This window comes from Rhizobium album (assembly GCF_003122325.1).
Lineage (GTDB): Bacteria > Pseudomonadota > Alphaproteobacteria > Rhizobiales > Rhizobiaceae > Metarhizobium > Metarhizobium album.
Genome location: NZ_QFBC01000013.1, coordinates 158,856 through 173,715, shown reverse-complemented (window position 1 = coordinate 173,715; position 14,860 = coordinate 158,856). Strand labels below are relative to the sequence as shown.

Below are 14,860 nucleotides of genomic sequence, written 5' to 3'. Positions count from 1 at the left end.
AACATGCCGGTCACCAAGTCCAGCCTCATTTCTCAACGCAACTTTTTCATATCAGGCTACCACCGACAGCGCCCGGCACTTTAATATGGGTCAAATTTGATGTAATGCGCTTAAACTCCCGGTCGAAGTTAGCCTTATACCAAAAGCAGGCAGGCCGACGGGCACCCTCGCTGCCGAGAGGAGCGATTTCATCCGTGCTCTCTTAGCATCCGCGCCTCCGCTTCCAGGATTTGCGCCACATCCTCAAGGCTCATGTGGGATGCGCATAGGTGAATGGCACATTCAAGGAAATGCAGCGATGAGCGCCGGAGGTAGGCCTCCCGCTGCGTCTCGGACGTCTGGGAAATATGGCGATAAGGATCTTCATCTGACATGTTTTTACCTCCGGACGAAATACAACTTTCCTGGCAAAGAGAGGTTCCTTTGCGGCCGATCGGCGTTGGGACACAAGACTTTAGCAGTTCATATAGCGATACATGCTTTGCGGTCGGCGAAAATTCGTGGGTTCTCGGAACCGGTCGCACTGTTTGTTGTTACGGATTGCACGAGATGCTGATTGGCGTTCGAAAAACGTTAGTGTCGACAACCGGTCTAAAAAACTTCGATTCAAGATCAGGCGTTGTCGATAGTGGAACCGCAACTGGTGCGGCTCAAATTATCCGGGCAGACCGTCCAAGTTCAACCCGCCGCTCCTTGGTTGTTGCTCCGTTCGGTGGGCGGGCGTCTGGGCAACCAGGCGCCCATTTACTTTATAGGTCAGGAAAGGCGAGGATAGCTGAGGAGCCGGTGCAGGTATTCGATCGGCGGGTTTTCCTCAAGCTGGAACGCGACGCGGGCGATTACCGATCCTTGACTGCTGTAGCCCAGTAGGGCGAGCTCTTCGCCTGTACGATGTGCCGTTTCTATAGCCTGAAGCCACTGCAAACAATGTGACGGGCCTCGGTCTGGGCGGCTCGAGGCGCAGCCCTTCGCTCGCCATTTCAGCCAGAACGTTGCGCGCCTCGGTAGCTGCGGCAGCCTCATTCGGAAACTCCATTGTTACAGATTCCGAAGCTTATAGATCTCTGGGAACGGCTGATAACGGATACCCGGCAGGTCGCAGCTCGGATGGCCTTCCCAAGCATAACGAATGACGTTGTTGCTCATATCCAGGAACCAGCCCTTGCGACCGGTGTATGCGCCGAAGGAGTTCTTGGCGTTCCCCTTGATGCAAATATTGCCCGTGGTGGTTGATCCAGCTGGGATGAAGTAGGAGATCTCCGCGTCCATGATCGAGTAGGGATCTTTGAGAACCCGGCGCGCGCCGTCGATGATCGCTGCTTTTTCGGCCGCGGTCGCCGGGCGTTGCTTGGTCAAGCGGTCCTGCCACATGGCGCCGGTTTGGCAGGATGAGATGAGGGTTGCGGCTGCGAGCAAGGCGAAGAGTTGTTTCGGCACGGAGATACCTGTTGATGCGTGCCGATTTCTTAACCTTCTGATTTTTGGGTTGCAATAGGTTTGGTCACTATTTAGGTAAGTGACCGGTTGGGCGATCATTTGTGCACAGCCGCAGCGCGTACAGCATGATACTCGACGTCGGCCTCAAGTCTCTTCAAGAGCAGCGAGCAACCGAGCGTGCTTGGCGGCACGCGCCGTCGCAGCACCGTTTGCTCACGAATGCGACTGGTCGCGTCGAGAAAAAGCGTCCGTTTCGTTTGCGGCAGATGTCACTCCAGCCGGAGTGCTCGTCCAGCCGCACGCGAAGACGGCCGGCCCGGAATCCGGCGAGACACTTAAGCAGTGCCAGATTAAAGTCTGGTCATCACAGATATGGTAGCTCTTGATAATTTGTCACAAATTCGCGGAGTTCAGACGGCGGTAATGGTCTAGCCAAATAGTACCCTTGCATCTGACAGCAACCGGCATCCCTGAGGAAATGCTCCTGCTCGGCATTCTCAACACCCTCTGCCATGGTCTGTATACCTAGCTTCTTCGCCATTGACAGGATGGCGGAAGCGATCGCCATGTCGTTTTCGTCTGCAGGAATGCCTTTCACGAAAGAACTGTCGATCTTGAGGCGCGAAAGCGGAAAGGACTTTAGAGTGCTCAAGCTTGAATATCCCGTGCCGAAGTCATCCAGCGCAAGGCTGATCCCCAACGCGGTCAATTCCGACATCTTCCGGACGGAGTCTGCCACGTCGCACATGATCATGCTTTCGGTTATTTCGACTTCCAGCCACCGCGGATCCAAGTCCGCCGCACTAAGAATGTCGGCTACCTTGCGGGTCATCCCAGGATCCTGAAACTGCCGTGCCGACATATTGACCCCAACCTTGAATGGTTCAACTCCAGCGGCCTGCCAGGCACGAACCTGAGCGCATGCCTTGGTCATGACGAACTCTCCGAGAGCGCAAATAAGCCCGGTTTCTTCTGCCAGCGGGATGAACTCGCCTGGCATCACAAGACGGCCCTCGTGTTGCCAGCGTACCAGTGCCTCGACCCCGCATACCTTGCCCGTCCTCAGATCCTTCTGTGGCTGGTAGTGCACAACCAGTTCGTCGTTTTCGATTGCGGTGCGCAGCTCCTTCGTCATGCGCACCTTCTCGCGCGCAGCAACCGACATACATTTGGTGAACTTTCGGACCCCGTCGCGTCCTTCCCGCTTCACACGATACATCGCAAGATCGGCAGCCGCCATGAGTTCGGCAGAGGAATGACCATGATCCGGGAAGGCGGCAATACCGATGCTACATGCAGTCTGAAGCTCGACGCCGTCCACCGTGAACGGCAGGCATATCGCGGCACGGACACGCTCCATCCGGGCCTCATAGGACTCGTCCCCCTCGAGGACGATGACAAATTCATCCCCGCCGATCCGCCCCACTATTCCATCAGCTCCGAGAGCCCGTTTGATCCTGACGGCAGTTTCACTCAGTAGTAGATCGCCGACCCTATGTCCGAGGCTGTCGTTCACATGCTTGAAGTTGTCCAGATCCAGAAACGCAACCCCGAGTGTCCCTCCTTCGATATCCGCCTGAGCTACCATACGATCGAGACTCCGTTCGAGCCTGTCTCTGTTCGGAAGCCCGGTAAGTGCATCGTGTTCGGCCAAGTAAAGGATCTTCTCTTCGTCACGACTTCGATCGATCGCTATTCCGGCCATGCGCGCCGCCGCCTCGAAAAATTCGAGGTATTCCGATGTGAGCTGATCTTCCGGGTACCACACGAGAAGGCAGCCTAATATGTCTCCGCTACCGCCGATGATGTCGATGCATCTGAACGCCCCCTTATCGCCGATGACCCCTCGAAGGACGTCCACGAGTGTACCGTGCGGTCCTTGGCTGATTGAAGTAGGTAGTGCGGAAGATGCCGGGCAGGCCGCAATCCTCCATTCTTCAGTTGTCGCCATCGTGAGGATTGCAGCACGAGAACCCGGCGACCCCGTCTCTAGCTGCTCACAAAGCTCTTGGAAGAACTCGCCTACTGGCTTGCCAGATACAATTGCCTGCAGAATGCATGTTTGCGACTTAAGCATTCTTTCAGCAGCCTTACGCGCAGTAATGTCGCGCGATGCGCCTACGACACCAACGATCTCACCATCCCGGTTGCGTAAGGGCACCCTCGACATCATGAGCCATCGGTCGCAATTTCCCTTGAGGGCACGCTCTTCAAAGCCAAGATCGGCCTCGCCAGAGTTCATGACCCGCCGCTCGATTTCATGGATCTCGGTGGCCGCTTCCCAACCGTGAAGATCTGAATCTTTCAGGCCGATCATCTCGTCGAAGTGTTCGAACCCGTTGTTTGTGACTACTGCAGCGTTCGCGAAGATGAAGCGCCCCTCGCGATCCTTCGCATATATGTAGTCGGGGACGTGGTTGATCATGGCCTCCAGCCAAACGTAACGCTCGGCCAGGTCCTCGTTCGTCCGCGAGGTTGTAGCGACACGACGCAAGGGATCGATCGCGGAATCCTGTATGCCATTTCCGGAAGCGCCGCTTGACCCCTCCGCACGTTCAATGCGCATCAACTTACATGCCTCCAAACTGTCGAAGCATCATCTTAGAATTTCGTTATGTAATCATGAAAGGCGGCCGCAGGCTTCTGACTGTCCAAACCCCACGATATCTTCAGTCAAATTTTACACGGGTTCATTAGGCTTACGTCATAGTCAAGCGTGAGGAATGAATGAGCCCTTGGAACGACCTGCTTTCAAACCTGGCCCTAGTGGCAATTGCCACCGCCGTCTGGACTTTTGGGAACAGCACCCTGAAGTCCTCGTCGTCATCCGAAGTGTCGTCGACGGGTAAACTGCTCGAGCTCATTACCGAAGAATTCAAGAAGCACGATGTCGAGACTGAAGTCGTTCGTCTTACCTCCGTGCCGGCAGGGAGAGCCGACGTCGAAGAGGCCGATCGCGTCAAGGCGAGGGCTACCGAACATCAATCCCGGCGGTGGCAACATTCGTGAAGCGGCGCGCGGCTGGATCAGGGAAAATCTGCTTGCCGTCGTAGCGATCACGGCGGCTGTCACATGGATCCTTGGCGCAACCCGTTAGCCGGAACTATCCCATGAGCGCCCCTTTCGATGGTTCACTTTCGCCACGCACCTCTGAGCGTCCGACCCCGCGCCCGACATCCGGTTCGGTTCTGAAGCAACTTGGCCCTGGTCTCATCACCGGAGCCGCCGAAGACGACCCGAGCGGTATCGCGACCTATTCCCAGGCAGGAGCCTAATTCGGCTTCAACATGCTCTGGACGATGCTGCTGACCTATCCCTTGATGTCCGTGATCCAGTTTGCCAGCGCGAGGATCGGCCGGGTGACCGGATGCGGGCTTGCCGTCAATATGGGCGCAATCTGGACAAAGCCGCTGGTCGTCCTCCTAGTCCGTCTGCTGTTCATCGCCAACTGCATCAATATCGGCGCCAATTTGGCGGCAATGGGCGCCTCTGTCGAATTGGCGACCGGCATCCCCAGTCTGCCGATCACGATTGGCGAAGCGGGCGTCAAGTTCAGTCTGGAACTTTCAATCGCCAGCCGTGTTCGATCAGTATGCGCAGCACTGAAAGAAAAGCTCGGGTCGGGATGGCCACGTTCGTCGCAATCATCTTGGCGGTAGCGGCGGTAGTGGTCGGCATCTATGTCGTTTTTTTCACCCCATGAGAGCCCGCGGAGCAACCGTCACCACATGCTATCGATCAGGATGCCCAGCAATAGGACCGGTGGCCGTTAATCAATGAGGACTTACTTTGCCCAACCAACTCGCCTGCAGCCCTGCTTTCGAAAAGCTCCTTTGGGATATTCGTGATATCTTGCACAAAGCGGTCCAAAAGCAGATGGCTAACGACTCAACCGAAGCCCATGACCTTACGAAAGAAGCCTACCAGCGGCTAGCCACCGCCCTCAATCAGCTTGAGAGCAATATAGTGGCGCCCAACGACCCTGAATGAGAGCTGATGGATTTGGCGCGCATTACGACCCTCTCAGCCCGTGAGTTCGGGTCAAGCAGGCCGAAACCGAGACCTTTAGAGTCGTTGTCCCCTGAGCCATTCAATACCAAGGAGGCGAACCTGCCTGACTTTGGCAAGAAAACTACTCCAACCGGGATTGCTCCATCGGCGGACCCAATCAAGCAGACACGTCGAAAAGTCATTGCAGGTAGAGGAGTGATGTTGCTTATAGCAGGGGTAGCCGCAATTGCGTTCGGGTTGTACGCGTTTGCGGCCGTCTATGGTTTATCCGTTGGCCTTGATTAGATTTACCGCTTAGACGACGAATTCTGTTTAGTAGTTTTATCAGCCAACTTCTCTTCGATAATGTTGATGGCTTTTCGAAACGCCTTAACCGCATCTTCTAACGTCGCAATCAGCCCGGAGAACTCTGTCGTAACATCGGCCGCGGGGAACGGGCTGACAGAACCTGCGTCGTGCAACGCCTTTAATTCTTGTGTTAGTCGCTCGATGTCCGCCTGGTATTCTTCTCGCTTTCGCTCCAATTCGAGATGGTCCATGACTAGATCCTCCTGTTGAACGGTTACGTATTGACCCGCTTTCCGCGCTTCGACGAGTGATGGATTGGCTGCAAATCCGGGTCTTTATGACTTTTGCGGGTGTGCTCACTTGATTCCTTAATCGGTGGCTCAAGTTGAGGGGTCGCTTTTTCGTCCGCCGGATGGGCGGTCGAGTTGTGGTCCAGCTCGTAGTCCGCGGTAGGCTTCGCCATTTGCAATCTCCTGAATTATTCCCTCCGATAACAAGCCGTCACGCACATGGTTCCCTTTCAATTTTCGAACCACCGCCGTCCACCGCGATGAGCGACATCGGAACATTGTGACCGCCCGCTTGTTGTGGGGCAGCGCGCGGAACTCCCGCTGCCAACTTGCAGGAGGCGAGTTGAGGCCGCCGGAGAAAGGAGAAATCTGTGAAAGCTCTGACCTGGCACGGAAAACATGACATTCGCTGTGAAAGTGTACCCGATCCGCAGATCGAGGATGGACGGGACGCAATCATCAAGGTGACTGCCTGCGCAATCTGCGGCTCTGATCTCCATCTCTTCAACGGCGTAATGCCGGATATGCATAGCGGCGACATCATGGGCCATGAAACTATGGGCGAAGTCGTCGAAGTCGGAAAAGACAACAAAAAGCTCAAGGTTGGGGATCGGGTTGTCGTGCCTTTCACGATTGCCTGTGGCGAATGCTTTTTCTGTACGCGGGGCTTCTATTCCGGGTGTGAGCGTTCCAATCCCGATCCTTCAAAAGTTAAAAAAATGTGGGGCAATTCGCCCGCAGGCCTGTTCGGCTATACACACCTCCTCGGCGGTTACAGCGGCGGTCAGGCGGAGTATCTGCGAGTCCCCTTTGCTGATGTTGGCCCAATCAAGGTTCCAGATGGCCTTTCGGATGAGCAGGTTTTGTTTCTCTCCGATATTTTTCCTACCGGATACATGGCTGCGGATTTCTGCAATATTCAGCCAGGTGAAACCGTAGCCATCTGGGGCTGCGGGCCTGTGGGGCAGATGGCCATTCGTTCGGCCTTCCTGCTTGGAGCTGAGCGGGTCATCGCAATTGACACCGTACCGGAGCGCCTGGCGCTCGCAGAGGCGGCTGGCGCGCAGACCCTCGATTTCATGGAGGAAGATATCTATGAGCGCATTTTGGATTTGACGCAGGGGCGCGGCGCCGACGCATGCATTGATGCAGTCGGTACGGAAGCCGACGCAGCGGCGAGCTGGGATTCCCGTATCGACCGGATAAAAGTCGCAACCTTCATGGGCACAGACAGACCGCACGTGCTTCGCCAAGCCATCCATTGCTGCCGCAATTTTGGAACGGTTTCCATTGTCGGTGTCTATGGTGGCTTTCTGGACAAGATACCGATGGGGTCCGCAATCAATCGTGGGCTGACCTTGCGCATGGCGCAAACGCCGGTGCAGAAATATTTGCCTCTTTTGATGGATCGCGTCCAGAACGGCGACATCGATCCATCCTTTGTCATCACCCACCGGGCGAGTCTCGAAGACGGGCCGGAACTCTACAAAACATTCCGTGACAAGCAGGACGGCTGCGTGAAGGTCGTCATGAAACCGTAAAGGAGACTGGCATGAACCCTGTCGAAACCGGAAAAGGCCTGGCTGTTATTACCGGCGCATCCAGCGGCATAGGTTATGAGTTGGCCAAATGCGCAGCACAAGACGGCTACGATTTGATCATCGCCGCCGATGAGGTGGAGATTAAAGAAGCGGCCCAACGACTGAAAGAGTTTGGCACGCGGGTGGAGGCGATGCAGGTGGATCTTGCCACCGAGGACGGCGTTCGACGCCTGGTCAATGGCATTGAAGCACTTGACAGGACAGTAGATATCTTGCTGGCCAATGCTGGCAGAGGTCTAGGTGACGACTTCCTTGACCAGGATTTGCAGGGAGCTCAACGCGTCGTAGATACCAATATCAGCGGAACCATTGCGCTGGTCCATGTGGTCGGCAACCGTATGCGCAGCCGCGGCCAAGGACGCATTCTGTTCACTGGATCCATCGCCGGTTTCATGCCGGGCACGTTTCAAGCCGTTTACAACGCCACAAAAGCCTTCATCAATTCTTTCTCCTTCGCCCTTCGAGAAGAGTTGAAGGACACAGGCGTATCAGTAACATGTCTAATGCCGGGCGCGACAGATACGGAATTCTTCGAGCGGGCCGACATGCTGGATACAGCCGTCGGTCAGGGAAAGAAGGACGATCCGGCTTTCGTGGCAAGAGTCGGCTACGAAGCCATGATGAACGGTGAAGGCGACGTTGTTTCCGGATGGAAGAACAAGTTGATGGCGGCAGTCGCAAACGTAACGCCGGCCGAAACGTTGGCAAAGCAACATCGCAAAATGTCGGAGCCCGGTACTGCGAAGCAGTAACTCTCGCAGGGTGAAGAGGCATCCGACCTTGGAACCATTACCCGTCGATACTGTTAGGTGATCTGGCAAACGAAGGAGAAGTAGTATGGGTATTATTAATCCAAGGGACGGAGTCCCGGGCACAACCGACCAGTCTCCACGTTGGGAAGGTCCACAAGAAAACATGCCGCGCGGCTACCTTCCTGCAAAAGATGATCCGGATCATGACCGCGATGCAGCAGGCGAAAATCTCAAGGATCCACGGAAACGAAATCTTACCGACGCCCTTAAGACAAAAGGTGACGCGTGATGGTTGCTCGCTCAGAAAGGCAAAGCGCCAAGCAGCAAATCCGCGATGATGCGAAAGGACAGTTTGCGAAACCTCTAAAGGGCGAAACCCATGATGGCGTAGCAAGTGCCAAGCCTACGGTTATCACCGGCTCGGATGATGCCACGGCCAAGAAGATACCGCCGGGCCAGAAAGGGCCGGAAAAAGAGTGGTCAGTGAACTACGATCCGAAGAATATTAACGAAGGACGATATAGGGGCTGACTCGCACACCTGAGACTTAGAATCGCGAACTTGTGCCTCACCATTGCAAAGCAAGCTCTCTCAGGGGCAAGTCTTCTAACGTCCAAAGAGGATTCTCGATGAAGCTCGCTGTTATTGCTGCATTTGCGACAACATTGCTGGCGCAGCCAACGTTGGCCGATGATAGCGCGTTCCTAAAGTCGCTGTCAGGAACGTGGTCTGGTAGCGGATCAGCGACTACTAAAATCGGCGCAAAACCACTTCAGGTTTCCTGTAAATTCAAGACAACGTCGACAAGTGGGGCTCTGTCAATGAGTGGATCATGTCGGGGATTCGTGGTCGTCCGCCGGACGATAAGCGCGACATTGCGTAACAAGGCCGGCCGTTACACTGGGACCTACATCGGTCCATCTGGACGCCCCTCTTCGCTCTCTGGCGCGCGCGACGGCAACTCTGTCAATCTTGCCATCACGTGGATCAGGGTTATCAACGGCGATAAATCCGCCCAACCGACGATCAAAAAAGTGGGTGCAAGAGGCTTGCAGCTCAGGACCACCGATCGAGATCCGAGGACCGGAAAAACCATTGTTGACGCAATAACGCGTGCATCGGTGTTCGGTTTACGTAGAAATCCTGGAACTCTCATCTCCTAGCTTAGTTCTGGTTTCATTGAACGGTGCACATTCTAGGCACCCGCATCCCAAAGGAGAACCCAAATGGCAAATGCAGACCGTAAGCATATTGGCGCCGGAGCAACGTCGAAGGGAGATGGCTCGGGTGCCATGACCTCAGCAAATAACGCTGAGATACCGGAGAACATGGTCCTTTCAAATCGGGACAAAGCTCAGCATTCCAAGGAACGCGGCTTGGATAGCAAAGCTGTTCAAGCAGAACAGCGGCAAGAGTGAGAGATCCGGTTCTCGCAAAATGATCTAAGCAGTCGGGCTGTAGTGTCATAGCCCATGCAAAACGTGAGATAACGATAGGATGCAAACATGGCTGGCGGAGAACGAGTAAATCAAAACGAGGGAGCCTTGGACGTTAAGCCTGAGCACATCAACCAGACGCCAACAAACTTTGGCGGGTCTAATTACATGGAAAAGGGCAGCTCAGACGGTCGCGACGTTCCGACCAAAGACGCGGTGATTGAGGCTACGAAACGCAAAGATAGCACCCTTCTCGTTAAGACAGACCTAGTCGATCAGGATGTGCGAAATTCTGCACCGGGCGTGCGAGAGCAAGAATGACAAAGGCCATACCTATCGACAGCCCAATTCATTCTCCGGGAGCCCCTGATCGGGCGCGGCATCTTCAAAACTCGATTGACTATGCAGTTGCCGACTTAGTTGACCAAGCGGTTTCAGCGGGGTGGAGACCCCGCGAAATTATGGACGCAATCGCAAGTGCCGTGGCCGGTCAGAGAAACTCTTATGAGGAAGATCCGGACCCTGCCGACGACACTGCGTTGCTGGGAGGCTAAAGTCGCAGATAGGTTGACGGGGTCTCCCATACCGATTGGTCAGTCCAGCCCATCAGCATGACGCCGAGGTTTGACTGGATCTGCTTAGCGAATAGGCGCCAGGTAGGCGCTATTCGACTCAATCCCGGCGCTAGGCATGGCAAGGATGGCAGCAGCAGCCATCGCATCGTTGACGACCTTAAGGAAGCCAAGCGCGGATGCATCGATCTTGCCATTATGGTCCCGAGTGCGCGCCATGACGTTCACGATCCAGCCGAGAAGGTTCGCATTGCCCAGGGTCGGATGGTTGCCGACAAAATCCACATACTCGTTCCCGAGGCGCTGGCCCATCTGATAGTCGAGTTGATACTTGCCGCTATCGGCGACGGCCCAATAGCTGAAACCGCTGGCGATTGGTTGCAGACGGCGCATGAAGGGCGGTACGTCGGCATGGGGGACGGAGTTGGCGACGGGCTTCTTGATTTCGCCCATGAAGATAAGGCGGCCGGTCATTTCGACGTCTTTTGCTGTGGCGCTCATTGCGGATCTGCATGAGTTCCAGTGTTTCGTGATTGGCTTCGATGAGTTCGCGGGCCTGGCGGATCGTGCCGCCAATGGCTGCAGCCAGCCTGACCGCGTGTTCGGCGCCAGTACCGGTGGTAAACACCTCGCAAACCGCCTCGGCTGTCAGCAAAAGACTGAGAGCGCAATGGCTATGGTCGATAGGCTTCTGACAGTTCTTCGACAATGTGGCTACTCCGGATCGGGGAGTAAGCCCACGGCTGTTCTGGCACCGCCTCTCAGAGTGAATTAGCCCCCGAAAGGCCCGGACACGCTCCCCCACTTAGCTAAGTGGGTAGGAGTAATGTTGGTACTATGACTATCACCACCCATAAGATGCAGGTTCTTTCTGGGCCTGAACGGCGGCGGCGCTGGAGCACGGCGGAGAAGCTGGCCATTATCCAGGAATCCTACGAGCCGGACGCAACGGTGAGCCTTGTCGCGCGTCGGCATGGCATCCAGCCGAACCAGTTGTTCGCCTGGCGCAAGCCCGTACATGGAGCGTTTGATCAGTTTCAGCTTGTTGATTTTGCCCTCCACCGGCCCGGTGCTCCACGGTAGTTTCAGCGCAGCCTCGACGGCATCCATGTCGCCACGGATTCCTCTCGCCAGCGATGATAGTGGTCCGGTCATCGCATCGCGCAGCCACGGCTGCAAATCGCGAGGATCATGGTCGCAGACCATGCACTGGAAGCGACGAGCGAGACCAGTGGCAACTGCGATATCAGGAGATGCTTTGCAAATTGCATCGACAAAGGCCCGGTCTTTAATCGGGAGTGTGTCAGGGGATGCCGTCAGGAGGCGTGTCGTTTGTCGAGATGACGGCATGCGCCATGATGATCTCGTTGGATTGGCCGGCAGAGGCCGCGCCTCGTGACCGTCGCGCAGCCTTATCTTCACCCATTGCCGGAAACTCTTTGCATTGCCAGGATATCCTCGATCGCAAACTTCACCTAGAGCCGGGTCGCATTGCGGCACCCTTCACCCCAGCGCCGGCGCACGTAGTCCTCATGGATATCGGCCGGGTTCGGCGTGAACACGGTGCGTCGCCACGTCCCTGGCTGTTCGTCCTTCAGCCATTTTCGAATGGTTTTCAGGTCGATGCCGAGTTCACGCCGGATCGCAAGCTGGCTCCAGCCAATGCCCGCCAGCCGCACCATCTCATCGAACAAAGCGCGTCGTTCCTTGTGCCGAGCATGTTGCCGCCGCGAATGGGCCGGCAGGACCGCCCGGTCTTCTGGCCGTGCATCGCTCCCCCCATCCTCCACAAACCGGTCTACCAATGACTTTCCGATATCACGAACCAGGCGATATCGGCGCTCTACGACATTCTGCAAAGCGTCCGAACAGTTACGCAGAAGATGCCAACGGTCGGCGACCTGTTGGGCGTTCGGCGCGCCCTCCCGGGCGCCACTTGCATATGCGCCGGCCCTGTCACGGGCGATGATCTCGACGCCGGGATGGTCCTTGAGCCAGGTGGAGAGTGCGGAAGAGCCCACTTCTGGGGAAAATTCATGCGGCATTGACACCGTCATCTTGGGTAACGTGGATTGGCCATCGTTGGTCATTGCTGCACCGCCTTCGCCTCAATGCCAGTCAGTTCCCGCATGCGGTTCTCGAGTGCCTCTGAGTGGTAGCTGTCACCATCGTCGGTATCGACGAGGAACAGCATTGCCACATCCTTGGGTGTCTGCGGCTCCGATGCGAGTATCCGCTCTTGCAGATTGACATAGCGGTCGTTTTTAGCGTCGTTCTCTTGCTCTGTCAGGCTCCCGAACGTCCTGCCCCTTGGCAGAAATCGTCAATGGCTTCTCAGGAAATTGACGCAGAATAACGTCAAGATATCTACCCCTCCGACAAAACAGAAATAACCGGAAACACCTCTTAAGCACTGTATTAATTTCATTAATTTGACTGATGTCGTCCTGACAAACGTTAAGTGAGACCGGGCGGTCTATCCATCCGGCCGAATGGCTTACCAGTTGAGGATCGGCTGCATGGCAGCGCGGAACTCGGCCTTTTCCTCATCCGTCAGAGGGCCGAGCGGCGCGCGGCATTCGCCGACGGGCAAACCCTGCAATTCGCAGCCATATTTGATTTTCTGGACGAACTTGCCAGATTCCAGGATGTTCATCGCCCTGTACAGCGTCTTCATCATCTCGCGGGCCTTGCCGAGGTCGCCCGACCGATAGGCGCGGTCGAGATCACAGCAGGCTTTAGCCATGCAGTTCGACGGGCCGCAGATCCAGCTTTCCGCGCCCCAGAACATGAAGTCGAGTGCAATATCGTCCGAGCCCGAAACCAGTTGGATCCGGCCCTCGTAGCGGCTGGCAATGTCGACGGCGCGCTGCAGCACACCCGAGCTTTCTTTGATGCCAATCACACGCGGATTATCAGCGAAGTGATCCATCAGTTCGAAGCTGATGTCCGAACCGTCCTTGGCGGGGTAGCTGTAGAGTACCAGGTCGACGTCAACCGCGGTAAGCACGGTCTCATAGTGCCGGATCAACTCCTGCTGCGTCGGGCGAGTGTAGAAGGGCGGAGCGAGCAGGACCGTATCATAGCCGATTTCCTTCGCCATGGCAGTCTGTTCGATAACCTCGCGCGTGGCGGAGGCGTTGGTGCCGGCAATCAGGATTTCGCCCGGCTTGGCGAACTCCTTGACGAACCTGAGAACATCGCGGCGCTCCTCGGTCGACTGGCTGAAATATTCCCCGGTGGAGCCGTTCGGCACCCATCCGGTGACGCCGGCCTCGCGCAAATGCACCAGCAGCTTTTCGAAGGCCTTGAAATCGACCTGGCCTTTGGCGTCGAAGGGGGTGACGAGGGCGGGCATGACGCCTGACAGTTTCATCTCTTGTCTCCTGGGTTGATAAGGCCTGCACCGGCATCATGCGGGGCATGGCATTCTTATGTCGTCTTGTTGTCGACTTAACTTAATATGTCGTCCTTATGTCGACAGTGTCAAGAGCGGGAATTTTCGAATTGTTCCGTGCCGCTATTGGCAAGCGGGTTGCTGACCAAGCATGCGGAGCCAGTGGTGCACGCATGCGCTTCTCCCGTTTTTATGTTGCTGGACAACATGTTGCCGGTCGATCACATGATGCTCTTTGTCGTCTTCGCGGCGACGGCGTCATTTAGTCGTCTTCATGTCGACAAAACTCAATCCCCCTTGTAGATTGCAGGAGGTCTTTCAAAACAGGAGCAAGCCCACGTGTCGGGAGATAGTGAAGCAAGGCGCGTTAGGGGCACCGGCTGGAAAAGCGTCTATTATACCCTGCGGGGAGAAATACTTTCTATGGTCCTCCAACCGGGTCAGCTTCTTGATGAAACCACCCTCGCAGAACGATTTGATATGTCTCGCTCGCCGGTGCGTGAGGCACTTATACGACTGGCTGGGGAGGAACTCGTCATTGCCCTTTCAAACCGGAGCACCATTGTTGCGCCGATCGAAGTCGCCACGTTTCCGAAGTACGTTGAGGCTCTCGACATCGCCCAACGGATGAACACCCGACTGGCCGCCGCGCTGAGAACGGAGGCGGATCTCAAACTAATCGCTCGACGACAAAAAGACTTTGAGGCTTCTGTTCATACTGGCATCCACCTGAAAATGTCTGAGGCCAACAAGCAGTTTCACATGGCAATCGCGCATTCGGGCAAGAATCCCTACCTTGCCTCATTCTATGAGCGCCTTCTCAATCAGGGGCAGCGGATGCTACACCTCCATTTCGAGTATCTTGAGCGCACGCACGACGGTTATCTCTTGACCGATGAGCACAACGATATGATCGAGGCCATCAGGGAAAAAGATGTCGATCGCGCCGACGAACTTGCGCACGCCCATACGAGGCAATTCCAAGCGAATTTCGTCAAATTCCTCAAAGAGAACTACTCGACAGAAGTAATCCTCACGGTGTAGACCCCCTGTCCCTCCTGCGCTCATTGCAGAAA

Annotated in this window: 18 protein-coding genes and 2 pseudogenes; 11 read left to right on the top strand and 9 right to left on the bottom strand. The window is 55.8% G+C overall.

The window, feature by feature from the left end; all coding sequences use genetic code 11:
- Nucleotides 1-188: 188 nt before the first annotated feature.
- The 3 genes from DEM27_RS23815 to DEM27_RS23805 all read right to left on the bottom strand — a co-directional run bounded on the left by DEM27_RS23815 (nt 189) and on the right by DEM27_RS23805 (nt 4,003).
- A complete protein-coding gene (locus DEM27_RS23815; protein ID WP_109460737.1) occupies nt 189-374 on the bottom strand; it encodes a hypothetical protein in 186 nt (61 codons plus the stop codon).
- A gap of 664 nt (nt 375-1,038) precedes the next feature.
- Nucleotides 1,039-1,437, bottom strand: a complete 399-nt coding sequence (locus tag DEM27_RS23810) for a hypothetical protein (protein ID WP_128755555.1) — start codon at nt 1,435-1,437, stop codon at nt 1,039-1,041.
- A gap of 364 nt (nt 1,438-1,801) precedes the next feature.
- On the bottom strand, nt 1,802-4,003 hold the full coding sequence (locus tag DEM27_RS23805) for a putative bifunctional diguanylate cyclase/phosphodiesterase (RefSeq protein ID WP_109460735.1): 2,202 nt from the start codon (nt 4,001-4,003) through the stop codon (nt 1,802-1,804).
- A gap of 161 nt (nt 4,004-4,164) precedes the next feature.
- On the opposite strand from DEM27_RS23805, the gene DEM27_RS23800 reads away from it, so the two are divergent.
- The gene (locus tag DEM27_RS23800) at nt 4,165-4,446 is read left to right on the top strand and encodes a hypothetical protein (RefSeq protein WP_109460734.1); all 282 of its coding nucleotides are present in this window, start codon (nt 4,165-4,167) and stop codon (nt 4,444-4,446) included.
- A gap of 278 nt (nt 4,447-4,724) precedes the next feature.
- The gene (locus tag DEM27_RS35250; protein ID WP_420028851.1) at nt 4,725-5,096 is read left to right on the top strand and encodes a divalent metal cation transporter; all 372 of its coding nucleotides are present in this window, start codon (nt 4,725-4,727) and stop codon (nt 5,094-5,096) included.
- 639 nt (nt 5,097-5,735) lie between these two features.
- Here DEM27_RS35250 and DEM27_RS23780 read toward each other — a convergent pair.
- A complete protein-coding gene (locus DEM27_RS23780) occupies nt 5,736-5,987 on the bottom strand; it encodes a hypothetical protein (protein ID WP_109460731.1) in 252 nt (83 codons plus the stop codon).
- Nucleotides 5,988-6,010: 23 nt separating this feature from the next.
- Complete coding sequence (locus DEM27_RS23775; RefSeq protein WP_109460730.1) at nt 6,011-6,199, bottom strand: hypothetical protein; 189 nt, start codon at nt 6,197-6,199, stop codon at nt 6,011-6,013.
- Between the two features lie 198 nt (nt 6,200-6,397).
- On the opposite strand from DEM27_RS23775, the gene DEM27_RS23770 reads away from it, so the two are divergent.
- The 7 genes from DEM27_RS23770 to DEM27_RS23740 all read left to right on the top strand — a co-directional run bounded on the left by DEM27_RS23770 (nt 6,398) and on the right by DEM27_RS23740 (nt 10,136).
- On the top strand, nt 6,398-7,567 hold the full coding sequence (locus DEM27_RS23770; RefSeq protein ID WP_109460729.1) for a zinc-dependent alcohol dehydrogenase: 1,170 nt from the start codon (nt 6,398-6,400) through the stop codon (nt 7,565-7,567).
- Nucleotides 7,568-7,578: 11 nt separating this feature from the next.
- Nucleotides 7,579-8,379 carry an SDR family NAD(P)-dependent oxidoreductase gene (locus tag DEM27_RS23765; RefSeq protein ID WP_109460728.1) on the top strand — a complete coding sequence of 267 codons (801 nt, stop codon included), beginning with the start codon at nt 7,579-7,581 and terminating at the stop codon, nt 8,377-8,379.
- A gap of 85 nt (nt 8,380-8,464) precedes the next feature.
- Nucleotides 8,465-8,668: a hypothetical protein gene (locus DEM27_RS23760; RefSeq protein ID WP_109460727.1), complete on the top strand. Its 204-nt coding sequence runs from the start codon at nt 8,465-8,467 to the stop codon at nt 8,666-8,668.
- Nucleotides 8,668-8,910, top strand: a complete 243-nt coding sequence (locus DEM27_RS23755; RefSeq protein ID WP_109460726.1) for a hypothetical protein — start codon at nt 8,668-8,670, stop codon at nt 8,908-8,910. Before DEM27_RS23760 ends, DEM27_RS23755 begins: the two co-directional genes overlap by 1 nt.
- A gap of 98 nt (nt 8,911-9,008) precedes the next feature.
- On the top strand, nt 9,009-9,542 hold the full coding sequence (locus DEM27_RS23750) for a hypothetical protein (protein WP_109460725.1): 534 nt from the start codon (nt 9,009-9,011) through the stop codon (nt 9,540-9,542).
- Between the two features lie 63 nt (nt 9,543-9,605).
- A complete protein-coding gene (locus tag DEM27_RS23745) occupies nt 9,606-9,797 on the top strand; it encodes a hypothetical protein (protein ID WP_109460724.1) in 192 nt (63 codons plus the stop codon).
- Between the two features lie 87 nt (nt 9,798-9,884).
- Nucleotides 9,885-10,136 (top strand): hypothetical protein, encoded by a 252-nt coding sequence (locus DEM27_RS23740; protein WP_109460723.1) that lies wholly within the window; start codon nt 9,885-9,887, stop codon nt 10,134-10,136.
- A gap of 317 nt (nt 10,137-10,453) precedes the next feature.
- On the opposite strand, the gene DEM27_RS23730 is transcribed toward DEM27_RS23740, so the two are convergent.
- Nucleotides 10,454-10,888 carry a hypothetical protein gene (locus DEM27_RS23730; protein WP_128755554.1) on the bottom strand — a complete coding sequence of 145 codons (435 nt, stop codon included), beginning with the start codon at nt 10,886-10,888 and terminating at the stop codon, nt 10,454-10,456.
- A 357-nt stretch (nt 10,889-11,245) separates the two neighbouring features.
- On the opposite strand from DEM27_RS23730, the gene DEM27_RS23720 reads away from it, so the two are divergent.
- Entirely contained in the window at nt 11,246-11,470 is a 225-nt protein-coding gene (locus DEM27_RS23720; RefSeq protein ID WP_474176026.1) for a transposase, read from the top strand.
- Here DEM27_RS23720 and DEM27_RS35245 read toward each other — a convergent pair.
- The 3 genes and pseudogenes from DEM27_RS35245 to dapA form a co-directional block, all read right to left on the bottom strand.
- Nucleotides 11,456-11,737, bottom strand: a pseudogene (locus DEM27_RS35245) (ISL3-like element ISMdi2 family transposase); the annotation flags it as partial. The gene DEM27_RS23720 and the pseudogene DEM27_RS35245 sit on opposite strands and share 15 nt — an antisense overlap.
- 125 nt (nt 11,738-11,862) lie before the next feature.
- Nucleotides 11,863-12,351, bottom strand: a pseudogene (locus tag DEM27_RS23710) (transposase); the annotation flags it as partial.
- Between the two features lie 533 nt (nt 12,352-12,884).
- On the bottom strand, nt 12,885-13,763 hold the full coding sequence (dapA, locus tag DEM27_RS23705) for a 4-hydroxy-tetrahydrodipicolinate synthase (protein WP_109460718.1): 879 nt from the start codon (nt 13,761-13,763) through the stop codon (nt 12,885-12,887).
- A gap of 360 nt (nt 13,764-14,123) precedes the next feature.
- Here dapA and DEM27_RS23700 point away from each other — a divergent pair, with 360 nt between their 5' ends.
- Nucleotides 14,124-14,828: a GntR family transcriptional regulator gene (locus DEM27_RS23700; protein ID WP_109460717.1), complete on the top strand. Its 705-nt coding sequence runs from the start codon at nt 14,124-14,126 to the stop codon at nt 14,826-14,828.
- Nucleotides 14,829-14,860: the final 32 nt, after the last annotated feature.